The 20,863-nt window shown below is 60.9% G+C and carries 22 protein-coding genes and 1 riboswitch; of the genes, 10 read left to right on the top strand and 12 right to left on the bottom strand.

Annotation, left to right across the window (positions count from 1 at the left end):
• Nucleotides 1–136 precede the first annotated feature (136 nt).
• Nucleotides 137–706, bottom strand: a complete 570-nt coding sequence (locus AXF13_RS14365) for a hypothetical protein (protein WP_062254276.1) — start codon at nt 704–706, stop codon at nt 137–139.
• Between the two features lie 176 nt (nt 707–882).
• Here AXF13_RS14365 and panC point away from each other — a divergent pair, with 176 nt between their 5' ends.
• Together panC and metK are read left to right on the top strand one after the other, a co-directional pair.
• On the top strand, nt 883–1,731 hold the full coding sequence (gene panC / locus AXF13_RS14360) for a pantoate--beta-alanine ligase (RefSeq protein ID WP_062254275.1): 849 nt from the start codon (nt 883–885) through the stop codon (nt 1,729–1,731).
• Nucleotides 1,732–1,761: 30 nt separating this feature from the next.
• Entirely contained in the window at nt 1,762–2,934 is a 1,173-nt protein-coding gene (metK, locus tag AXF13_RS14355; RefSeq protein WP_009303238.1) for a methionine adenosyltransferase, read from the top strand.
• A 207-nt stretch (nt 2,935–3,141) separates the two neighbouring features.
• Here metK and AXF13_RS14350 read toward each other — a convergent pair whose 3' ends face one another.
• The 5 genes from AXF13_RS14350 to AXF13_RS14330 form a co-directional block, all read right to left on the bottom strand.
• Nucleotides 3,142–3,783 carry an ABC transporter permease gene (locus AXF13_RS14350; RefSeq protein ID WP_062254273.1) on the bottom strand — a complete coding sequence of 214 codons (642 nt, stop codon included), beginning with the start codon at nt 3,781–3,783 and terminating at the stop codon, nt 3,142–3,144.
• Complete coding sequence (locus AXF13_RS14345) at nt 3,776–4,552, bottom strand: ABC transporter ATP-binding protein (RefSeq protein WP_062254271.1); 777 nt, start codon at nt 4,550–4,552, stop codon at nt 3,776–3,778. The genes AXF13_RS14350 and AXF13_RS14345 overlap by 8 nt, the downstream gene beginning before the upstream one ends.
• Entirely contained in the window at nt 4,549–5,466 is a 918-nt protein-coding gene (locus AXF13_RS14340; protein WP_062254269.1) for a glycine betaine ABC transporter substrate-binding protein, read from the bottom strand. Before AXF13_RS14340 ends, AXF13_RS14345 begins: the two co-directional genes overlap by 4 nt.
• Nucleotides 5,467–5,480: 14 nt before the next feature.
• A complete protein-coding gene (locus AXF13_RS14335) occupies nt 5,481–6,050 on the bottom strand; it encodes an ABC transporter permease (protein WP_223299937.1) in 570 nt (189 codons plus the stop codon).
• Between the two features lie 239 nt (nt 6,051–6,289).
• The gene (locus AXF13_RS14330) at nt 6,290–6,616 is read right to left on the bottom strand and encodes a hypothetical protein (RefSeq protein WP_150116191.1); all 327 of its coding nucleotides are present in this window, start codon (nt 6,614–6,616) and stop codon (nt 6,290–6,292) included.
• 569 nt (nt 6,617–7,185) lie between these two features.
• On the opposite strand from AXF13_RS14330, the gene aroC reads away from it, so the two are divergent.
• The 5 genes from aroC (at nt 7,186) to AXF13_RS14305 (ending at nt 13,155) form a co-directional block, all read left to right on the top strand.
• Nucleotides 7,186–8,280, top strand: coding sequence for a chorismate synthase (aroC, locus tag AXF13_RS14325; protein ID WP_062254264.1), 1,095 nt, complete (start codon nt 7,186–7,188; stop codon nt 8,278–8,280).
• The gene (locus AXF13_RS14320; RefSeq protein ID WP_062254261.1) at nt 8,277–8,582 is read left to right on the top strand and encodes a helix-hairpin-helix domain-containing protein; all 306 of its coding nucleotides are present in this window, start codon (nt 8,277–8,279) and stop codon (nt 8,580–8,582) included. The genes aroC and AXF13_RS14320 overlap by 4 nt, the downstream gene beginning before the upstream one ends.
• Complete coding sequence (gene recD2 / locus AXF13_RS14315) at nt 8,582–10,876, top strand: SF1B family DNA helicase RecD2 (protein WP_062254259.1); 2,295 nt, start codon at nt 8,582–8,584, stop codon at nt 10,874–10,876. The genes AXF13_RS14320 and recD2 overlap by 1 nt, the downstream gene beginning before the upstream one ends.
• Before the next feature lie 48 nt (nt 10,877–10,924).
• Nucleotides 10,925–12,541, top strand: a complete 1,617-nt coding sequence (locus AXF13_RS14310) for a glucosyltransferase domain-containing protein (RefSeq protein WP_062254257.1) — start codon at nt 10,925–10,927, stop codon at nt 12,539–12,541.
• A 422-nt stretch (nt 12,542–12,963) separates the two neighbouring features.
• Nucleotides 12,964–13,155, top strand: a complete 192-nt coding sequence (locus AXF13_RS14305) for a hypothetical protein (RefSeq protein WP_009303252.1) — start codon at nt 12,964–12,966, stop codon at nt 13,153–13,155.
• 117 nt (nt 13,156–13,272) lie between these two features.
• Here AXF13_RS14305 and ribB read toward each other — a convergent pair whose 3' ends face one another.
• From ribB to dsrA, 6 genes are all read right to left on the bottom strand, one after another.
• A complete protein-coding gene (gene ribB / locus AXF13_RS14300; protein WP_062254255.1) occupies nt 13,273–13,953 on the bottom strand; it encodes a 3,4-dihydroxy-2-butanone-4-phosphate synthase in 681 nt (226 codons plus the stop codon).
• Between the two features lie 234 nt (nt 13,954–14,187).
• A riboswitch (FMN riboswitch) is annotated at nt 14,188–14,340 on the bottom strand.
• Nucleotides 14,341–14,410: 70 nt separating this feature from the next.
• Entirely contained in the window at nt 14,411–14,995 is a 585-nt protein-coding gene (gene amrA, locus AXF13_RS14295) for an AmmeMemoRadiSam system protein A (RefSeq protein WP_062254253.1), read from the bottom strand.
• 299 nt (nt 14,996–15,294) lie between these two features.
• Entirely contained in the window at nt 15,295–15,522 is a 228-nt protein-coding gene (locus tag AXF13_RS16920) for a hypothetical protein (RefSeq protein WP_150116190.1), read from the bottom strand.
• Between the two features lie 155 nt (nt 15,523–15,677).
• On the bottom strand, nt 15,678–15,914 hold the full coding sequence (locus AXF13_RS14290) for a dissimilatory sulfite reductase D family protein (protein ID WP_008682714.1): 237 nt from the start codon (nt 15,912–15,914) through the stop codon (nt 15,678–15,680).
• 56 nt (nt 15,915–15,970) lie between these two features.
• Complete coding sequence (gene dsrB, locus AXF13_RS14285) at nt 15,971–17,116, bottom strand: dissimilatory-type sulfite reductase subunit beta (RefSeq protein ID WP_009303254.1); 1,146 nt, start codon at nt 17,114–17,116, stop codon at nt 15,971–15,973.
• Nucleotides 17,117–17,134: 18 nt separating this feature from the next.
• Entirely contained in the window at nt 17,135–18,448 is a 1,314-nt protein-coding gene (gene dsrA / locus AXF13_RS14280) for a dissimilatory-type sulfite reductase subunit alpha (protein ID WP_008682717.1), read from the bottom strand.
• A 430-nt stretch (nt 18,449–18,878) separates the two neighbouring features.
• On the opposite strand from dsrA, the gene AXF13_RS14275 reads away from it, so the two are divergent.
• The 3 genes from AXF13_RS14275 to AXF13_RS14265 are packed head-to-tail and all read left to right on the top strand — an operon-like array spanning nt 18,879 to nt 20,778.
• On the top strand, nt 18,879–19,148 hold the full coding sequence (locus AXF13_RS14275; protein WP_008682719.1) for a hypothetical protein: 270 nt from the start codon (nt 18,879–18,881) through the stop codon (nt 19,146–19,148).
• Nucleotides 19,145–20,071 (top strand): hypothetical protein, encoded by a 927-nt coding sequence (locus AXF13_RS14270; protein WP_062254252.1) that lies wholly within the window; start codon nt 19,145–19,147, stop codon nt 20,069–20,071. The genes AXF13_RS14275 and AXF13_RS14270 overlap by 4 nt, the downstream gene beginning before the upstream one ends.
• Nucleotides 20,068–20,778, top strand: a complete 711-nt coding sequence (locus tag AXF13_RS14265; RefSeq protein WP_062254250.1) for a septal ring lytic transglycosylase RlpA family protein — start codon at nt 20,068–20,070, stop codon at nt 20,776–20,778. The genes AXF13_RS14270 and AXF13_RS14265 overlap by 4 nt, the downstream gene beginning before the upstream one ends.
• Nucleotides 20,779–20,863: the final 85 nt, after the last annotated feature.

Here is a 20,863-nt window from a genome sequence, read left to right as displayed (position 1 = left end):
ACCGGACGGGTCGAAACCTGCCTATCCGATAGACTGGTAAGGAAGTGCTGATTACTGAGGATGTTGTTCTTTGCCGAGGGCCACGGAGCGGGCCTGACGCGGGCAGAGGGCAAAAAGACCGGTAGTCAGCGCTTCCTTAAAACGGAAGACGCAGCAGACGCAGACTGCCGGGCTGGATATAGAGCAGACGGCCCTGGCTCACGGCCTCGGGCCGGGTGACGAAACTGTCCTTGCGGATGTTCAGAATGGCTTCGGCCTCATGGCTGCAATCAAAGAGGTGCAGGATTTCATCGTCCATGCGGTCGGCGGTGGTCCAGTGGCGATTCACCGGCGGGCCCTCCGGGGTCAGGCTGCGCAGAAAGCGGAAAATGACCGCGCGGCCGCGCTCCGGCGCGAGCCATTCCCGGCAGACCCGCCAGAGCTCGTCCACTGTGGGCCGCTCCTCCGGGGCAAAAGGCCTGCGCACCTCCAGGGGAAAGGCGCGGCTCTGCGCCCGCAGCATGCCGTCCACCAGATTGAGATAATCTGTTTCCTGATCCAGCACGGCCCTGAAGGCTTCGGGCGCGCCTGCCAGGGCCAGCAGGGTTTCGTTGAGAATGTCCCGCGCCTTGAGCACCCGGATGCCGTGGGTCAGGCGCAGAGCGTTGAGCACCGCGTAAATGGCGCAGAAGGTGTCCAGTTTGCCCTGATAAAACGGTTTGACCATGCAAGCCTCCGCGCATTGTTATGCCCGCAAGCCCAAGGGGGGTCAAGGCGGGCGCGCCGCGCGCCCGGCCAGGGCGTAAGTTGCGTCGGCCCTGCTTTCCCGGCCTGTTTTCCTTTACAAGCTTGGTGCGCGCATGTATAAGAGGACATTCATCAACTATATCACAATACCTTGATATGCAGATATTAACCAATCCCCAAGAATTGGCGGCCAAATGCCGGGCCTGGCACGCCCAGGGCGAGGACATCGCCCTGGTTCCCACCATGGGTTATTACCACGCCGGGCATGAAGACCTGATGGTCCACGCGCGCGGACTGGCCAAGCGTCTGGTGGTCAGCCTGTTCGTGAATCCCGCGCAGTTCGGCCCCGGCGAGGATCTGGAAGCCTACCCCCGCAACGCCGAGCGCGACGCCGCCATTGCCGAAAGCCGCGGCGCGGACGTGCTCTTTATGCCCGAGCCGGGTTCCATGTACGCGCCGGACCACGCCACCTGGGTGGAGGTGCCGGAACTGGCGAAAGGCCTCTGCGGCCAGAGCCGGCCCATCCATTTCCGGGGGGTCTGCACCGTGGTGCTCAAACTTTTTATGCTCACCAGGGCCGATGTCGCCGTGTTCGGCCAAAAGGACTGGCAGCAGCAGGCCATCATCCGCCGCATGGTCCGCGACCTCAACGTGCCCACGCGCATTGAGGCCCGTCCGACGGTGCGCGAGGCCGACGGTCTGGCCCTGTCCTCCCGCAACGTCTATATGACCGCCGCGGAACGCGCCCAGGCCCCGGAAATCCGCGCGGCTCTGCTCTACGCCCAAAAGCTGGCGCAGGAAGGCGAAACCAGCGCGGCCCTGTTGCGCGAGGCAGTGCTGCGGCGCTGGGCCGAGCGCCTGCCCCTGGGCCGTCTGGACTATCTTTCCATTGTGCATCCCGAATCCATGGCTCAGCTCAACGAGGTAAACGGCCCGGCCCTGATGGCCTGCGCGGTGCGCATGGGCAAGGCCCGGCTCATTGACAATATTCTGCTGCGTTCATAAGACGACATTCCATTTCGCAAGGAGACGACAATGCAAACCAAGGGCAAATACTTTTTCACCTCCGAATCCGTGACCGAGGGACATCCCGACAAGGTGGCCGACCAGATTTCCGACGCCGTGCTGGACACCCTGCTGGCCCAGGACTCGGAAGCTCACGTGGCCTGCGAAACCCTGGTGACCACGGGCATGGCCGTCATTGCCGGCGAAATCAGCACGCGCGGCTATGCGGACCTGCCCAAGGTAGTGCGCGATACCATCAAGAACATCGGCTACAACAGCTCGGAAATGGGCTTTGACTGGCAGACCTGCGCGGTGATTTCCTCCATCGACCATCAGTCGCCGGACATCGCCCAGGGCGTGCTGCGCACCAAGCCCGAAGATCAGGGCGCCGGCGACCAGGGCATGATGTTCGGCTACGCCTGCAATGAAACCGCCACCCTGATGCCCGCGCCCATCTACTGGGCCCACCAGCTTTCGCAGCAGCTGGCCCGCGTGCGCAAGGACGGCATCGTGGATTTCTTCCGCCCGGACGGCAAAACCCAGGTCTCCTTCGAGTATCAGGACGGCAAGCCCGTGCGCATCAACAACGTGGTGGTCTCCACCCAGCACGCGGCCAGCGCCAGCCAGGGCGAAGTGGCCGAAGCCGTGAAAAACGAGGTCATCCGCCCCATTCTGGGACCCTCGGGCTATTTTGACGAAAAGGACTGCGAAATCTTCATCAACACCACGGGCCGCTTCGTGGTGGGCGGCCCCATGGGCGACTGCGGGCTTACCGGCCGTAAAATCATTCAGGATACCTACGGCGGCAGCGGCCATCACGGCGGCGGCGCATTTTCCGGCAAGGACCCCTCCAAGGTGGACCGCTCCGGCGCGTATATGGGCCGCTACATTGCCAAGAATGTGGTGGCCGCCGGTCTCGCGCCGGTCTGCGAAGTGCAGATCGCCTATTGCATCGGCGTGGCCCAGCCGGTGAGCGTGCTGGTGTCCTCTCAGGGCACGGGCGACATCCCGGACGAAATCCTGACCAAGGCCGTGCGCGAAGTCTTTGACCTGCGCCCCTATTTCATCAGCAAGCGCCTGAATCTCAAGCGCCCCATTTACGCCAAGACCTCCTGCTACGGGCATTTCGGCCGCGAGCTGCCGGAATTCACCTGGGAAGCCACGGACGCGGCGGCCGACCTGCGCACCGCCGCCAAAGTCTAGCGCGACGGCGTACGTCTGTTTTGAAGGCTCGCCGGGGCTACGCCTTTCAGCTTCCGGCCGGATTGAAAAATTGAAAAAGGTCCACAGGCCAGAGACGGCATCCTTCGCCGCCTTGGCCCGTGGACCTTTTCATATCGGAAAATAACAAAACGCTTTTCCCGCAGGCGTCTCCGGCCCCACGTCGGCCGGTTCCTCAACGCGCCCGCTTCATACGCCGTCTTTCGTTCCGGGAATGGTTACGGCCACTTTGTTTTCCAGCCACAGCAGCAGGTGGTTCGCCCCAATAGCCAGACAGGCGGAAAGCAGCGCTCCCCACATGATTTTATACATGTTCATGGAGCGCAAGCCGTCAAACAAAATGCTGCCCAGGCCGCCCGCATTGATGGTCGCGGCGATGGTCGCTATGCCGATGGTCGAAACGGCGGCAAGGCGAAGTCCGGCGAACAGGGGATTGAGCGACAGGGGCAGGCGGATTTTATACAGCATCTGCAACGTGGTCATGCCCATTCCGGCGGCGGCCTCAAGCATTGCCGGGTCCACCCCGCGCAGACCGGCAAGAAAATTGCGCAGCAGCACATATTGATTGTAGAGGATAAGAACAATGATCGCCGTGGTCTTCCCCAGGCCGGTGGCGGGAATGAGGATGGCGAACAGCGCCAGGCTGGGAATGGCGTAAATCACGGAAAAGAGGTTCACCAGAAAGGCGGACCAGACTCTTGAATACATGGCCGTCACGGTCAAAACCGCCGCAGCAGCCAGCGAGAGCCCGAGAACAACGGCAACCATCCACAGATGCTCGAGAAATGCCCGGCCAAGCGTGGCGTACTGGCTGAACAGATAGTCAAACATCGGCAAAACCTACCCAGAGCCGTTGCTGCTGCCGCGCGGAGCCGACAAGGGAGGCCACAAAGTCATCAGCCGGTTCCCGGATGATGTTCATCGGCGTGTCGAACTGGCAGACCTTGCCCTGGTTCATCACAACCACCCTGTCTCCCAGCTTGACGGCCTCGGCAATATCATGGGTGACGAAAAGAAATGTTTTCTTCAGGCCGCCGTGCAATCGGAGCAATTCATCCTGAAGATTGTTCCGGGTTATGGCGTCAATGGCGCCGAACGGCTCATCCAGAAGCATGATTTTAGGATCCACCGCCAGCGCGCGGGCAAGTCCGACCCGCTGCTGCTGGCCGCCGGAAAGTTGCCCTGGGTAGCGGGCATGGAAGAGGTCCGGTTCGAGGCCAACCAGGCGCAGCAGTTCCTCCACCCGCGCCGCGATGCGCCGCCGGTCCCACCCGAGCAGCTCGGGGACCGTCGCGATATTCCCGGCCACGGTCATGTGAGGAAACAGGCCCGCCTGCTGGATGACGTAACCGATGCGCCGCCGCAGCTTGATCACATCGACATCCCGCGCGTTCTCGCCGAAAAGATAAATGGACCCGGTGTCCGGTTCATACAGCCGGTTCACCATTTTCAACAGGGTGGTTTTGCCGGAGCCTGACGACCCGAGAATGGTGATGAACTCCCCCTCGTTAATGGAAAGATGCACATGATCGACGGCAAACGGCCCGGAGCGGCCGAAACGCTTGCTGACGCCGTCAAATAAAATGGCGCATCGGCTCACCGCCCTTCTCCGCCGGGTTGCGGCCGTATCCCGAGGTAGAACTCCTTCGCCACATCCGCAACCTCCCTTTTGTCCACATCCACTTTGGCGTTGAGCGCGGTCATAGTGCCGGTGTCAAGAGAGGCGCTTACCCGGTTCAGGATACCCGCAATGTCGGGATGCGCCGCCAGTACGTCGGCACGAATGACCGGGGCCAGGTAATACGGCGACCACATGTGCTTGTCGTCCCGCAGAAGCGTGAATTTTTCGGTGTCCGCCAAACGGCCCTCGGTGGTATAGGCGGGAACAAGATCAGCCTCATCATCCAGCAGAACCTGATACTTCAGGCCGTTGTCGAAAACCCGCGAAGACTTCCAGCGGAACGGCCCGTACACCTGCTCCAGGCCGGGCAGGCCGTCGGCGCGCTGGTCGAACTCTCCCTGGGATGCGAAGCGGATCTTGTGGGCATTCCGTTGCAGATCGGAGATGGTGGCTATGCCGAACTCGCGGGCCACGGATGTTTTCAGGGCCAGGCCCTGGCTGTCGTTGGCGCGGGACGGCTCAAGCCAGACAAGGTTGAAGCGCCGGGCATACTCCCGTTTGACCGTTGCATATACCTGCGCGGGGTCCGCCATGGCTTCCATTTTCAGCACCGTCAGCAGGCCCGTCCCGGTGTATTCCGGATAGAGGTCAATCTCGCCGTTCACAATGGAGGCATGCACCACCGATCCCGCAATAGTAAAAACGCGCTTTACCGTATATCCGGCGTCTTCAAGGGCGAGGGCATACAATTCGCCGACGACCAGGTTTTCCGTAAAATCCTTGGTTCCGACCCTGATGGCCGTCCCTTTTGTCTCGCCGCCGCACGAGAACAGCAGCATCCCCGCCGCCAAAATTCCCATTGCCGCCATGACGGCCTTTTTCCAGGTTTTCATGCTTTCTCCCGCTCTCATGCCTCTCTGTACCGGAACAGCGCTTTGCCCAGGACGGCGAACGTCAATCCGCCGGCCAGCGAGAGAAGCGCGACGGAGAAACCGCCGATGAGAAGCAGATCGATTCTGTTCAAACCAAGACCGGTAAAAATAATTTCGCCCAGCCCTCCGGCGCCGATTTTCGCCGCAAGGGTCGCACTCGCTATTATTTCAATGACAGCGATTTTCACGCCTGTCAAAATCATGGGCATAGCCAGGGGAAAACGCACTTTCCGCCAGACCTGCCGCCGGGTCATGCCCAGCCCCGCCGCTGTTTCCAGCATATCTTGCGGCACCCCGTCCAGACCGGCAACGGTGTTCAGCAGGATGGGCGGTACGGCCAGCAGCACAAGCGCGGCGGTCGCGGGCATGAATCCCGTGCCCATGACAGGAATAAGCAGAAAAAGCACCGCCAGGCTCGGAACGATGCGAAGCGTCTGGAACACGGCGAGCAGCGCTTTTTTCAGACCGCCATACCGCACGCACAAGTATCCTCCGGGGACGGCAATGAGCAGCGCCACGGCGAGAGACGCCGCGCTGATCAGCACATGCTCCCGCACGGCGGCCCAGAAAGCCGCGCTGTTGGCCATGAAGTATGCGATTATCGCCTGACGCATGCGGGCCTCAATGTCTTTCGGCGAAAGACCGCTTCGCCGTCGTGCATTGACAATTATGCCAAAGTCGTCTTTGTCCGGCGTTCCGGCTTGCCGTTCCCATTGAAAAATACTTTTTACTCTTCTTTTTGCGGATCAATTTCACTCTGTTTTCATAATCTCATTTTCCGGCCTTACAGCATTTCACACTTGAAATGGTGTAGCGCCGCGAAGACCGACCCTACGGGCCGCCCGTCGGGCCGTGCCTGTAGCCCAAAGGGCATACAGGCATCGAGAGCAACGACGTGGATTCCGGCAAAGCGACCGAAGGCAGCCCGAAGGGCTGTCCCCGTTGGCGACAACGGAACCATACGGAGATCGACAGCGGCGATAACCGTGCTTTTTGCCGGAATGACCCCTTTGAACTGTGTAATTTCAAAGGCAATCCGCTCTGGAATAACACGGAATACGCCGCATACTTTCTTTGTAATCCTGTTGTTACGCCTTTTGTTCGCCAACATGTTTCCGTTCTTCTGTAAACACAGAAGCATCCTCTCAGGATTGAGAACATAATATATATCGCATATCAAATTTTGGCAAATCAACAAACGAGATTATCTCGTAATTTCAGGATAATGCGGATTCCTTCCTCGATTACGGGCCATATCAAATTTTTGCGCGCGAGCATTCCGCGCGCCGGAATCCCCCGGAGACCGCCTTTACCCGCCTCGGCCTTTCCACATCATCTCTCTTCTTCCGTTTACGGTCGCCTCAAAGAGAGCTGAATAAGACCGGCGGCACGTAAGTCGGCAAAGTCCTGTGCCGACCCGCGCGGCCATGCAATGTCACAGGCGCTCGTTTATACATGACGCGCAACGCATCCGGCGCGTGAAATACCTGAGCCTTGCCAGTGGCCGGAGCCTTTCATATACTGGGAAGCCGGACCAGTTGCGGGCGGGCCTTTCCACCGCAACGCCAGCCCAAGGAGCCCCATGAGCCAGAACAATTTCCCGAGCCTTTTCGCGTTTCGTTCTCTTCCCGTTCTCTTTCCGGACATCTTCACCGGCACGGCCGCGGACAGGGCGTAACCATGGCGGGCAACACTTTCGGGCGCGTTCTGCGCCTGACCACGTTCGGCGAATCCCACGGGCCCGGCCTGGGCGGCATGCTGGACGGCTGTCCGGCGGGCCTGGAGCTGTGCGAGGCGGACATTCAGGCCGACCTGGACCTGCGCAAGCCCGGCCAGGGCCCCACAGCCACCAAACGCAGAGAGGCGGACCGGGTGCGCCTGCTTTCCGGCGTGTTCGAAGGCCGCACAACAGGCACGCCCATTGCCTTTTATATCGCCAATGAAGACCAGCGCTCGCGCGACTACGGCAATCTGGCCGAAATCTTCCGGCCCGGCCATGCGGACTGGAGCTATTTTCAGAAATACAACGGCATCCGCGACCATCGCGGCGGCGGCCGCTCCTCGGGCCGGGAAACAGCCGCGCGCGTGGCCGGGGGCGTGATCGCCAGAAAAATTCTGGCCCGTCGGGGCGTGACCGTTCTGGCGGCCTGCGTGGAGCTGGGCGGCATTGCCGTGCCCGCCACGGGCGTGGATATGGACGGCGCTTTACGCCGCCCGTATTTCGCGGCTTCGGACGCCGGCCCGGCCCTCTGGGACGCGGCTGTGGCCGAAGCCCGCAAGGCCGGGGACACCCTGGGCGGCATTGTGCAGATTGTGGCCCGCGACGTGCCCGCCGGACTGGGCGAACCGGTCTTCGACAAGCTGGAGGCGGTGCTGGCCCATGCCGTCATGAGCGTGGGCGCGGTCAAGGGCGTGGAAGTGGGCGATGGCTTCGCGGCGGCCCGCCTGCGCGGCTCACAGAATAATGATCCCCTGCTGCCCGGCGCAGACGGCGCCATTGAAGCCGTGCGCTTCGCCTCCAATCACGCCGGCGGCATCTTGGGCGGCATTTCCAGCGGCCAGGACATCATACTGCGCGCGGCCGTCAAGCCCATCGCCTCCATCGCGCACGACCAGCATACCGTGGACACGACAGGCCGCGCCGCCACAGTGCGTATCGGGGGCCGCCACGACCTCTGCGCCATCCCGCGCATTGTGCCCGTGCTTTCGGCCATGACCGCCCTGGCCCTGGCCGACGCCCTGTTGCTGCAAAGTCGCATGGGGCACGGCCTGTGAGCCCGTGCCCCGCAACGGATGGACGCGCTCTGGCGGATCTGAAATCCGTGGGCAAGGCCACGCTGGCGGACTTCCGCCTGCTGGGCGTGAGCAGCGTGGCGGCTCTGGCCGCCCGCGACCCGCGTGAACTCTACGAGCGCCTTTGCCGCCTAAAGGGCGTCAGCGTGGACATCTGCCAGTACGATCTTTTTTGTTGCGCCGCGGCGCAGGCCCTTGATCCGTATCTGCCGCCGGAGCAGTGCGACTGGTTCTGGTGGTCGCGCCGACGCAAGGCGGCCAAGCCGGATAAGGCGGAGGACTGATGGCCGATCTGCCCCTGCTGCGCGATCCCGACGCCGTGGAACTCACCGGCACGGTGGAGCGCGTGATCTTCCACAATGAAGAAAACGGCTACACTGTCCTTCGTCTGTTGCCCGACAAGGGCCTGACCGGCGAGGCCAAGGTAACGGGCGCGCCGCCGCGTACCGTCAGCCGCGATCCCGTGTCCTGCGTGGGACACATGGTGGACCCGCAGGCCGGGGTCCAGCTCAAGGTGGCCGGGCGCTGGGTGAACAACGTCCGTTTCGGCCGTCAGGTGGAATTCAACACCGCCGAGGAAGTGCTGCCCGCCACCAGCGAGGGCATCCGTCTCTATCTGGCCTCGGGCCTGATCAAGGGCGTGGGCGAAGAACTGGCCGGGCGCATTGTGGAAGCCTTCGGCACGGACACCATCCGCGTGCTGGACGAGGAGCCCGAGCGCCTGCTCAAAGTGCGCGGTCTGGGCCGCAAAAGCCTGGGCCGCATCCGCGACTCCTGGGCCGAACACCGGGGCATGCGCGATCTGCTGCTTTTTTTGCAGCCCCACGGCATCACCCCGGCCTATGCCGTGCGCATCTACCGGGCCTACGGCAGCCAGGCCCTCAACGTGGTGCGCGAAAATCCCTACCGCCTGGCCATGGACATTCACGGCATCGGTTTTGTGACCGCCGACGCGGCCGCCGCCAAGCTGGGCTTTGAAGCGGACAATCCGCTGCGCATCCAGGCGGGCACGCTCTACATTCTGCAAAAGGCCACGGATGACGGCAACGTCTATCTGCCCGAGCACAAGTTGGTGCGGGACGTCTGCGCACAGCTGAGCGTGGAGCCGGAACAGGCCCGGGACGCCATTGCCGCCCTGGAACAGGACGAACGCCTGGTACGCGAGGCCATGGACGCGCCCGAAGATTCCGAGGGTCAGGACGGCGCGGACGACTTTGATGCCGGGGACGGCGTGGAAGTGGGCGTCTATCTGCGTCGCTATCATCATTGCGAATCCAAAACCGCTTTTTATCTCCAACGCCTGTTGCACTCGCCCAAGGCCGTGCGCTTTGAAAATCCGGACGCGCTGGTGGACAAGGTCACGGCCGAGCTGCCCATCGCCCTGGCCCCGGAACAGCTGGAAGCCGTGCGCACGGCGGCGCGCAGCAAGGTCATGGTGCTCACCGGCGGCCCCGGTACGGGCAAGACCACCATCATCAACGCGATCATCAAATTGTTCGGTGAAGTGCGGGCGCGCATCCTGCTGGCCGCGCCCACGGGCCGGGCCGCCAAACGCATGGCCGAAACCTCGGGCCGCGAGGCGCGCACCATCCACCGCCTGCTGGAGTACAGCCCCAAGGAGGACGGCTTCGCCCGCAACGAGGACAATCCTCTGGCCTGCGGCCTGCTGGTGGTGGATGAAGCCTCCATGATGGACACCCTGCTCTTCTACCATCTGCTCAAAGCCGTGCCCCTGGGCGCGACCCTGGTGCTGGTGGGCGACGTCTACCAGTTGCCCTCGGTGGGGCCGGGCAATGTGCTGTCGGACATCATTTCCTCGGGCGTGTTGCCGGTGGTGGAGCTGACCGAAATTTTCCGCCAGTCCGCCGAGAGCGAAATCATCTGCAACGCGCACCTCATCAACCACGGCGAGATTCCCTGCCTGGAATCCAGCAAGGAACGGCTGTCGGACTTTTACTTCATCCATCAGAACGACCCGGAAAAGGCGGCCGACCTGATGGTGGATCTGGTCAAAAATCATATCCCGCGCCGTTTCGGCCTGGACCCGGTGGACGACATCCAGGTGCTCACGCCCATGCACAAGGGCGCCGTGGGCGCGGGCCAGATGAACACCCGCCTGCAGGAAGCGCTCAATCCCAACGGCCTGGAGGTGCGGCGCGGCGACCGGGCCTTCCGCCTGCACGACAAGGTCATGCAGGTGCGCAACAATTACGAGAAAGATGTCTTTAACGGCGACATGGGCCGCATTGTCTTTCTGGACTCCAAAGAGCGCACCCTGAGCGTCAGTTTTGACGAACGCGTGGTGCCCTACGACTTTGAGGAACTGGACGAGCTGGCCCCGGCCTACGCCATTTCCATCCATAAGTCCCAGGGCTCGGAATACCCGGCCGTGGTTATTCCCATCATGATGCAGCATTACGTGCTGCTCCAGCGCAACCTGGTCTATACCGGAGTGACGCGCGGCAAAAAACTGGTGGTGCTGGTGGGCGAATCCCGCGCCCTGCATATGGCCGTCAAAAACAACAAGACGCGCAAGCGCTATACGCGCCTGGCTTGGCGGCTGGCGCCGCAGGGCTAGGAGCAAGGTCGAACGTTTTCGTTGCTACTTATTAAGGAAAGAAGAGACATGAATGAAAGAGCATTGCTGATAAGATCCGATTGGCGCGAAGACCTGCTGAAATTGTGGCAGCGCATTCCCGTAGATTGGAAAAAGGCTTTTATCGCGGCAATGCTGATCAATATCATCGTCTATTTCTTTGATCTGGCACAATTTCCTCTTGGCGATCACGACGTAGGTTATGAAGACGGCATTCCTCTCTTGAGCGGAGGTCGAACGGGCCGTTGGTTTACCCCCTTTCTACATCTGCTGAGCGGCCATGTGCAAATTCCTGTCTACACCCAGCTTCTGGCTTTTGCCACACAGATTGCCGCAGGTATGGGCGCGGTTCTGCTCTGGCGCCCCAAGGCCGGGGCGTGGCTTCTGTTCGCTGGCGGTATTATGGTTTCCTGCATGCCAGCGGTGACGGATTTTTACTATTATCACTACATGGCGCTGGCCTTTACAGCTTCACAACTTTTTATGGTCCTCGCCCTACACGCCAGCCTGAAACCGGGAAGGCATCGCCTGCTGAGCTATGCTTTGGCCGTCGTTCTGACGACATGTGCATTGGCCAGCTATCAATCTTCCATCATGACCTGGACCACCTGCTTCTGGGGCTTAGTTCTGATCAAACTTCTGGAATGGGACGGCAGGTTGAGCGCGCTATATGTTTTGTGCAAAGCGCTCTGTCCGGCATTGCTCTGCCTTATGGCGGCTTGCCTGCTCTATGCAGTAAGCCTGCGCCTTTATCCCCTGGTAGGCTTCTCTCTGGATTTATACCAGTTTCAGACCGTCGTGTTCACCGATCTGCCGCAGCGCCTTTGGGAGCTGGTGCGCCAATCCTGGCTACATCTTGTCGTGCCGCAGGGTTTTATGTCTCTATGGCTTAAAATCCTTCTACTTTGTGCTCTGGCGGGAGGCGCGGCAGCCATGCTGAGCAGGGCGGTGCATGTGACGCAACGCCAGCTCCTGAAAGTTTCCATTTTCATAGTGGCCATTGCGCTCTTCCCGGTAGCCGCCAAGTCGCAATTTCTGGTCAGCAACAACAGCAATTGGTACCTTTACCGTTTTCTGGCGATGGGTCTCAGCTATGTATACAGTTTTTTCCTTCTGACATTGCTTGCCGACAGCAAAACGCCCATACGCAATGCCGGTCTTTTGCTTTTTATTTTGTTACTGCCATGCATGGCCGTCAACTGTCTGGACCAACAAATCCGTCATGTGCGCTCCACAGAGCATGATCTGGCGGTGCTCAATCGTGTCATTGGGCGCATAGAAAGCCTGCCGAATTTCGACCCTGACAAAACATACAATCTTGTTCAACTGGGCCGTACCAAGTCTTACCTCCAAGATACCCCTCGGGTTGGCCCTTTGACGCCCCTGTCTTCTCGAACAATATCTCAAGCCTGGAATCCCGGCTTTGAGCTTTGGCTGCTCTCCAAATATCTCAAACTGGGAGACAGGCTTAATGAAGAAATCCAGAAGCGGCCGGATCTTATGGAAAAAGCTCTACATTTTGCGCGCGACAAGCAAGCTTTTCCACATCAGGGGTCTATCGGCATTGTGGATGATACAATTATTCTAATTTTTGATCGCGACGCCATTCCGACGGCAGAGGCTCGTTTAAAAACACTGAAACAATAATCTCAAAGCTGCTGCGAACACTATACCGGAGGCCGCTGAAGCGGCCTTTTCTTTTTGTATGGAGAAAACCCCCCGCTAGTGGTCTGCCCCCATCAAGGTAGACAAAGTAAAAAAGCCCCTCTAGGCTCAAACTTTGGAACCCTGATGGGGGCAGACCACTAGCGGGGGGTTCCTTTTTTATACCGGATCAATGTCGCCAGAATAATTCACTCATCTTAAATGTGAATTACGCTGGTGACCGCGTGAGCGGGCACCAGCGTCCAAGTGCAAGGAGAAGCTGCATTTTTTCCGCAGCACGCTGATGGCGTAGAGTTTGAAATGTATAACATTTCAAACGCGAAATGTTGTAGAACCAATTAGCTCACTCTATATTGACAAAATACATTTTTAGGTCAATCGTAAAAAAAAATGGGAGGTGCGCCATGCCCAGCGACAACGCCCTTTTTAATTGCGACCAGGACCACGAGATCAATTATGTTGCGTCCTTATATCTGGAACAACAGAAAGTCCGTGAACTTCTCAAGGAAAAATGCGCCGACGGCGTTATCAGCCATTGGACGCATAAAAAACTGTATGCTTGGTTGGAAAGCCAGGGCTTTACCAAAATAAAATGACGCTTCGGCGGGCGGTTCCGTCCGCGCGTTCGAAGAAATCATTTCCGCGTCTGTACGCGGACAGAAGGCGGCCTTACGGCCGCCTTCCGACGTTCATTCACTATTGTCCAGCGACGCTTAAGCCACCCGGCCCGCAGGACGCGCTTTTCCCCCGGCCGGGGCCTGCCGCCAGGAGGCGATATCCTCCACGCTGAGCAGGGGCATGGCGTGGGCGCTGGCAAAGGCCGCCACCTGCGGCAAACGGGCCATGCTGCCGTCCTCATTGGTCAGTTCGCAAAGTACCCCGCAGGGCTCAAGACCGGCCAGGGCCATGAGGTCCACCGTGGCTTCGGTATGGCCGCGACGCTCCAGAACGCCGCCGGGACGCGCCCGCAACGGAAAGACATGGCCGGGGCGGCGCAGATCTTCCGGCCGGGCCTCCGGGCTGACGGCGGCCTGTACCGTGGCCACACGATCAGCGGCGGAAACGCCGGTGGTCACCCCCTCGGCCGCCTCAATGGACACGGTAAAGGCCGTGCCCTGCGAATTGGTATTGACCTCCGTCATCATGGGCAGACGCAGGCGACGGATGCGCTCGTCAGTCAGGCAGAGGCAAACAATGCCGCTGCAATGCCGGATCAGCAGGGCCATCTGCGGCACGGTGAGGAATTGGGCCGGAAAAATCAGATCGCCTTCGTTTTCGCGGTCCTCGTCATCCACGATGCAGACGCCCTGACCGGCGCGCACCGCATCCAGGGCGCGGCGCATCCGCTCCGTGGAAGAACCGAACAACACAAGGGGGGATTGGGACTGATGCATGACATGCTCCTTGTCCGGCCACAATGGCCGGGAGATGGTGCATCAGGGCGTGGCTGGATATCGCGCGCGTGAAGAATGTGGTGTTCTCCCGCAGGAAAATACCAAAGCAATTCCGTACAAAACCATACGGCCCCGCCAGGCGGCAGCTCAAGCTGACACCCACGCTGAAGGAAAGGGAAAGAATCTGCTTTCCGATTCCGGGGCGGCTTGTTCACTCACGCACGCGACATACTTGACCATTCTCTTCCATCCGGACTGTTACCGTCGGCTCCGGAATCACACCGGATCTGCTGACCCTTCACGGAAGGCGCTCGCGGGCTGGCGGCGCGCACATGGCGCGACCGCATCACCGCCGGTGGGGACTTGCACCCCGCCCTGAGAATAGTGCCAACATACGCCCGGCCTGGGCGCATGGCAAGACGGCGGCAGGGGCAAAGCGAGGCAGGCGCAGTCCGGCTCAGGCATCGAAAACCAGAGCTTCATACCAGAACAAACGCGCGCCGGGCGCGCGCCAACTGCCGCCCGGCAAGCCCGCCTTGGCGCAGAGATTTTCCAGGTAGGACAGACGATCCCAGCCCTGCTCCACCGGCACCTGAGGCAGAAAAACGCCGCTGTGCCCCAGATATTGCAGGGCCAGACCGTGCCGCCCGACTTCAATGGCTTCCGGGTCCGGACAAGGCGTGAGTTCGTCCAGTACGGAAATGTGCAGGGCCGCTCCAGCCCATTCCCGGAGGGTCAGCGACGGAAAACGCGGATCTTCAAAGGCGGCGGCGCGGGCCATGCGCCAGAGATTGAGGTAAAGAGGCTCGCGGCCCACAATGGTGCCGATGCAGCCGCGCAGCCGCCCGTTTAGAGTGATGGTTGCAAAAGAGCCCAGCGGGCGGCGCAATGTGCCGACGCTCTCCCTCACCGCGTCGCCTTTCTCCGGCGGTTCCGGCGGCCGGGCCGTACCCTTGTCCGCCAGAGCGCTTTCAATGGCCAAACGGGCCAGCCGGGCCAGAAAGGCTCGCTCCTCGGCATTCAAGGAAAAGGAAAGCGCCATGATCACCTCCTGGATTCCTGACCGGGCCGATTGCCCTGGGGCCTGTTGACACTGCTGGGATTTTGTTCGCTGGCGAGGAGAACGATCCTTTTATCGCTGCTGTCTTTATCCGTAATGCTCGTTCCTCGCATAACGGCTAAAGCATGAAAGGAGTGTACTCTTGCCTCAGCCGTTGCGGCGAAGCTGCTTACGGATGAGGACAGCAGAGCTATGGTACTCGACTGGAATAAAAGGCGAAGTTCAACAAAGCCAGCGGGCAAAAGAACATAGTGTCAACAGGCCCTAAAGTCATGCCCTGCTCAAAATAACGTGCCTATGGCAAGACGCATCGAAGCATCCCAATTTGCGCGTTCATCCGCCGCTGAAGCAAAGGGCGGCAGGTGAACCAAGCCCGAAACAAGAAATGCCACAACAGACGTTGCGGCAGATCTTGCGCAAAAGGGGTTGCGACATTTGAGTTTTTTGCCGCTGGCAAGAAAAATAAGCGGCACGCTGACGGCGCTATAAGCTGTTGCCGTGAACGGCATACAGATAGCGACAGCCTTTACCCGGACGAATCACCGACTGCGGCATTGCTGCCTTTGGCCGCAACGTCCTGCCTTGTAACGGCCAAAAAGCCGCCCGTATAACCGAGCCGCGCCGTGAAATTTGACGCTGCCAGCGACAAAAAAGGCCAAATAGGCTAGTCTTCGCCCTCGGCGTGCGACTGCTTGCCCGCACCCTTCAGGCCGTACATGCTGGTGGAGCCGGAGGACCAGAATTCCAGCACTTCCTCATTGATCAGCTTGGTGAGGACTTTTTTCACGTCGCGGGGGCCCCTGTCCGGAAAGAGTTCCAGAAAGTCCTTGAAGTAGAACTTGGACTTGGCCGCGGATTTGCTTTTCAGAAATTCAACAACAATCTCTTTATCGTCAGCCATGAGCGTTCTCCTGGCCCGGCGGCGCGTTGCCGCGCCGCCGGGGTTAAGCAAACTGCCTAGAACTTGAACTGGGTGCTTTGACGCCAGGTGTAATAGGCGGAATCGCGGAAGTCGTCGATGAGGTGGTGGGTGAACTCAAGGCCGGTCAGCTTGAAGAAGCTTTCCCAGCCGATGCGCTCGGCCCATTCGCCCAGACGTTCGTATTTTTCGGCGTTGGCCGCGTAGACCTCGACAATGTGCTTCACGGTCTTGGTCAGGCTGGGCCAGCGCGGCGGTTCGTTGGGGATGTAGCCCACGACCACCTTGGAGAACTTGGGCATGGAGATGCGGTTGGAAACCTTGCCGCCCACCATGATGGCGATGCCGTCGCCCTCGCTGTCAGCGATGGGCAGGGCCGGGCACATGGTGTAGCAGTTGCCGCAGTACATGCAACGGTCTTCCTTGATGGCGATGGAATTCACCTTCTCGCCGTTGTGCTCCACCTTGGTGGGACGCACGGCGGCCGTCGGGCAGGCGGCCACGGCCAGCGGAATTTCACAGAGCTGGTCGGCCCATTCGTGGTCGATCATGGGCGGTTTGCGGTGGATGCCCACCAGGCCGATGTCCGAGCAGTGCACGGCGCCGCACATGTTGATGCAGCAGGCCAGGGACACGCGCACGGGTGCGGGCATGCGCATGTGATCGAACTCGTCGAACAGGGCGTCCATCACGCATTTCACCGGGCCGGAAGCGTCGGTGGCGGGCGTGTGGCAGTGCACCCAGCCCTGGGTGTGGATCATGTTGCAGACGCAGGCGCCCGTGCCGCCCACGGGGAACTTGAAGGAACCGCCGGGGAACTTGCGGGAGTTCAGGTCGTCGCGCAGGGCCTTCATGGTGGCTTCGTCGTCCACCATGAATTCAATGTTGTTACGGGTGGTCCAACGCAGATAGCCGCCGCAGTACTTGTCGGCGATGTCGCACAACTCACGGATGTGGGTGATGGACATGGTACGGGCGCCGCCGACGCGCACGGTGTAGACCTTGTCGCCGCTTTCGGCCACATGCATCAGTACGCCGGGCTCCAGAATTTCATGATAGAGCCACTTGCCGAAGTTCTTTTTGATCATCGGCGGGAAATAGTCGTCGTACTTATGAGGGCCGATGTCGGAGATACGGCCTTCCATGGGTTTCTGGGGATTGTACCCGGTAGAAATAAAAGCCATGTTCGTTTCCCCCTTATACTAGCGTTGATGGCGTTTACGGAATTCGGCGAGATCGCGATTCCAGCCGCCGGGCACTTCCTCTTCCTTAAAGAAGATGAAGGGATTGGCACGAGGCGCTTTCACCTGGCAGGGCATGGCCGGCGTGTCGGTGACTTCCAGCAGCTTCTGGAAGGAGAGGCGCTTCATGGTTTCGCCCACGCGCTCGCGGTTTTTGCCTTCTTCCATCCACCAATCCCAGATCTTTTCGATGACTTCTTTGACATCGTCATAGGGGGCTTCACAGGAGATGAAGGGAACAAGCAGCGAACCCATCTGCGCGCCGTCCACCACCGGGGCCTTGGCGCCCACCAGAATGCTGGCGCCGCGCTCGTCGCCGATGTGCAGGGCCTGGGGCATGGTGTTGATGCAGTGCATGCAGCGCACGCAGTCGGCAGTCTTGATGGAGAGCTTGGAACCGTCCCACTTCATGCACTGGCTGGGGCAACGGTCAATGACTTCCTTCTGGATGTCGAACTTGCCCCAGTCGCGCCCGGCATGCGCACCCGCGTTGGGTTTGATTTCGCCGGCCAGGTAGGCTTTGACCTTTTCCTGGTCGATCTTGATGTCGTCCTTCCAGGTGCCCACCACGGCGAAGTCGGAACGGGCCATGGCGCAGACGCAGCCGTTGGGGCAGCCGTCGAATTTGAATTTGAACTTGTAGGGGAAAGCCGGGCGGTGCAGCTCGTCCTGGTAGTCCATGGTCAGCTGATAGCACATATCCTGCGTATTGTAGCAGGCGTACTCACAGCGGGACTGTCCGAGGCAGGCTTCGGGCGTGCGCAGGTTGGAACCGGAACCGCCGAGGTCCACGTTCATCTTGTGGGTCAGCTCGTGGAAGACTTCTTCCAGCTGGACGGTCTGGGTGCCCAGCAGCACGATGTCGCCCGTGGAACCGTGCATGTTGGTCAGGCCGGAACCGCGCAGATCCCAGATGTCGCACAGGTCGCGCAGGAACTTGGTGTCATAGTATTTGCCGGCGGGCTGGGCCACACGCATGGTGTGGAAGTGGGCCACGCCGGGGAACTGTTCGGGCTGGTCGCAGTAACGGCCGATAACGCCGCCGCCGTAACCGAACACGCCCACGATGCCGCCGTGTTTCCAGTGGGTTTCCTTGTCGTTGTAGGAAAGCTCCAACACGCCCAGCAGGTCTTCGGGGCAGTCCGCCGGGATCTGATAGTCAAGACCCTTGGGATTTTTGGCCCGCGCGGCCGCTTCCTGTTTAATGTCGGACACAAAGCTCGGCCAAGGGCCGCTTTCAAGCTCGTCCAACTTGGGGGTTGCATATTTCGCCATTGCCATACCTCCACATGGTTTGGTTGTATCACGCCATCGCGTGACATGCCGTTCAGGTGCGCCGATCCCGGAGCATCGCAAAACGGACTTCTGCGCGTGTGCCGATGCGCGGCGGGAACGCATCCCGCCTCGGTGCCCCGGCAACTTCCCGCAAAGCCGCCGCAGCGCCCGCTCCGCAAAAGCGGAACGCCCCAAGGGATCACGAACGAGCGGGCGAGCCAAAGCCTCGGCCCCTCGGGCCGCAACGCGGTCTTTTCGTTGCATATCTCATTTTTCCCCTGATGACAACCGGCAGGGTCGAACATTGACCACATTTTCACAGCGTCGCCTCCGGTCCCGGCGGGGGGGGCACGCGCCGCCTTTGCCAAGGCGGCGCTTTAAGCGTAAGATACGGGCGTTTTACTTTCCACCGTAAAGGATAACGACAGCCATGAAAGACGAACGCGGCTTGTATTATCATCCCCAGGCGGGCAACAGCCGCGCCCGGGTTTACGTGCGGCGCGGCCGGGACGGCGAAGTGGAATTCCGGCTCTGGCAGGCGGACCATCCCGAAGTCTGGGAGCGCCATCCCTGGCTCAGCTTGAGCGTGGTGCAAAACGCGGCCCGCTTGTACAAAGAGGAACGCAACCAGGAAGCCGACCCGCTCAAGCTCTACGACCTGGCCGTGGCCAGGACGCTCCTGCGGGAGGACGAGGCGTGAGCGAGCGTTGGCTGCTGGCCAACAGGGCCTTTTTCGTGCGCGACCTGGTGCGCGACTACTGCATGGTCTTCCGCCTGTTGTCCGACCAGCGGCGACGTTTTGAGCGCGACGGCACGGTTTCCTATTCCGCCCTGCGCGACCTGCTGGGCGAGGCCATGCGCAAGGGCGTGTTCTGGCGGCTCAAGGATACGGCCCACCACCTGTTCCGCAATACGGTCCGCACGGCGGCGGCAGCTACAGAGGCTCCGGCGGAAAGCCCGGGCATCATGCTCTGGCAGTACGCGGCCAGCCCCCATCCCGACGGCACCGCCGTGCAGAGCCCGGTGGAGGCCCTCATCGACTGGTGCGTGGGTTACGCTTTTCACGAATGCGCCAAGCTCAAGGAAGACGCCTTCCAGGGCCAGCATTACGCCAACCGCCTGGCCCAGCTGGGCCGTCACCCGGCAGTGACCGGCGAATTCTACGGCCCCTTGAGCGCCCTGGCCGCGCAGACCGCCGAAAGCTCGGTGCGCGAGCTGGAGCGCATCATCCACGTCCTGTCGCACGGGCTTTTCCTGCTCACCCGCTATCTGACGGCCGAGGGCCGGAACTGCCGCCTGGCCCGCTGGCTGGCCTGCGAGGAGCCTCTGGCCCGCGAGGTTTTCGGCCCGCTCTATCCGGATCTGCTCACGGCCCTGTACGACGGCGAACCCGAACGCCTTTATTTGCTGGCCGCCCGGGATTTTCTGGAATCGGGGCGGCACGAACCCGCCATGGCCCTGCTCCGGCGGGCGCGGGAGCGGAACCTGCTCAATGACGAAAGCCGGGAGCTCCTGCGCGGTCTGGAAAGCGGCTCCGCCGGGGAGGCCGACACGGCGCTGTGCGCGGCCTGCGCTCAGAACGGCCTGCCGCGCTGTCTGGCCGAATCGGAGCCCGCCGCATGAACAAGGCCTTTCGCGCGCTGCGGGTCTGCCTGGCACTCCTGCTCTGCGCGGCCCTGTTGTCCGGCTGCGGCTCGCGTTCCTGGCGCAAGGGCGGCGTACCGGGCAGCAAGCCCTACACCGTGCGCGGCAAGACCTATTATCCCCTCAAATCCGCCCACGGCTTTGTGGAAGTGGGCACAGCCTCCTGGTACGGACCGGGCTTTCACGGCAAAAAAACCGCTAACGGCGAGCGCTACAATCAATACGCCATGACAGCGGCCCACAAGATCCTGCCATTAGGCACCAAGGTGCGCGTCACCCATCTGGGCAACGGCCGTTCCATCATTGTGCGGGTCAACGACCGGGGCCCCTTTGTGGACGACCGCGTCATCGATCTCTCGCGCAGCGCGGCCACGCGCCTGAACATGATGGGCACGGGCACGGCCAGAGTGCGCGTCCAGAGCCTGGGCGGCATTCCCCAACTGCGGGAGAACGGCGACATGAGCGGCCCCTTCTATGTGCAGGTGGGAGCCTTTGCCGACAAGAACAACGCCTACAAACTGATCAATATCCTGACCCGGTCCGGCCACAAGGGCCGCCTGGAGTTCGGCAGCAACAACATGTGGAACGTGCAGGTGGGCCCCTGGCAGGATTCCAACGGCGCGCAGCAGATGCTGGACCTGTTCAGAGCTCTCTACCCCCACGCCTTTGTGGTGGGGGGAAACTGACGGTAACGCCGGAGGAACAAAAGCGTTGGAGCATAAGCGCCTTCCCGCCCGGACGCCGCAATGCAAACTGCTTTTTCAGGTTCGC

This window comes from Desulfovibrio fairfieldensis, from assembly GCF_001553605.1.
Classification (GTDB): Bacteria; Desulfobacterota; Desulfovibrionia; order Desulfovibrionales; family Desulfovibrionaceae; genus Desulfovibrio; species Desulfovibrio fairfieldensis.
The sequence above is the reverse complement of the archived record's forward strand: the minus strand, read 5'-3'. Positions and strand labels throughout refer to the sequence as shown.

Coding starts and splice junctions, on each gene's coding strand:
- AXF13_RS14365 (WP_062254276.1), bottom strand. CDS start 706: ATGGTCAAACCGTTTTATCAGGGCAAACTGGACACCTTCTGCGCCATT.
- panC (WP_062254275.1), top strand. CDS start 883: ATGCAGATATTAACCAATCCCCAAGAATTGGCGGCCAAATGCCGGGCC.
- metK (WP_009303238.1), top strand. CDS start 1,762: ATGCAAACCAAGGGCAAATACTTTTTCACCTCCGAATCCGTGACCGAG.
- AXF13_RS14350 (WP_062254273.1), bottom strand. CDS start 3,783: ATGTTTGACTATCTGTTCAGCCAGTACGCCACGCTTGGCCGGGCATTT.
- AXF13_RS14340 (WP_062254269.1), bottom strand. CDS start 5,466: ATGAAAACCTGGAAAAAGGCCGTCATGGCGGCAATGGGAATTTTGGCG.
- AXF13_RS14330 (WP_150116191.1), bottom strand. CDS start 6,616: ATGTTGGCGAACAAAAGGCGTAACAACAGGATTACAAAGAAAGTATGC.
- aroC (WP_062254264.1), top strand. CDS start 7,186: ATGGCGGGCAACACTTTCGGGCGCGTTCTGCGCCTGACCACGTTCGGC.
- recD2 (WP_062254259.1), top strand. CDS start 8,582: ATGGCCGATCTGCCCCTGCTGCGCGATCCCGACGCCGTGGAACTCACC.
- AXF13_RS14310 (WP_062254257.1), top strand. CDS start 10,925: ATGAATGAAAGAGCATTGCTGATAAGATCCGATTGGCGCGAAGACCTG.
- AXF13_RS14305 (WP_009303252.1), top strand. CDS start 12,964: ATGCCCAGCGACAACGCCCTTTTTAATTGCGACCAGGACCACGAGATC.
- ribB (WP_062254255.1), bottom strand. CDS start 13,953: ATGCATCAGTCCCAATCCCCCCTTGTGTTGTTCGGTTCTTCCACGGAG.
- amrA (WP_062254253.1), bottom strand. CDS start 14,995: ATGGCGCTTTCCTTTTCCTTGAATGCCGAGGAGCGAGCCTTTCTGGCC.
- AXF13_RS16920 (WP_150116190.1), bottom strand. CDS start 15,522: ATGCCGTTCACGGCAACAGCTTATAGCGCCGTCAGCGTGCCGCTTATT.
- AXF13_RS14290 (WP_008682714.1), bottom strand. CDS start 15,914: ATGGCTGACGATAAAGAGATTGTTGTTGAATTTCTGAAAAGCAAATCC.
- dsrB (WP_009303254.1), bottom strand. CDS start 17,116: ATGGCTTTTATTTCTACCGGGTACAATCCCCAGAAACCCATGGAAGGC.
- dsrA (WP_008682717.1), bottom strand. CDS start 18,448: ATGGCGAAATATGCAACCCCCAAGTTGGACGAGCTTGAAAGCGGCCCT.
- AXF13_RS14275 (WP_008682719.1), top strand. CDS start 18,879: ATGAAAGACGAACGCGGCTTGTATTATCATCCCCAGGCGGGCAACAGC.
- AXF13_RS14265 (WP_062254250.1), top strand. CDS start 20,068: ATGAACAAGGCCTTTCGCGCGCTGCGGGTCTGCCTGGCACTCCTGCTC.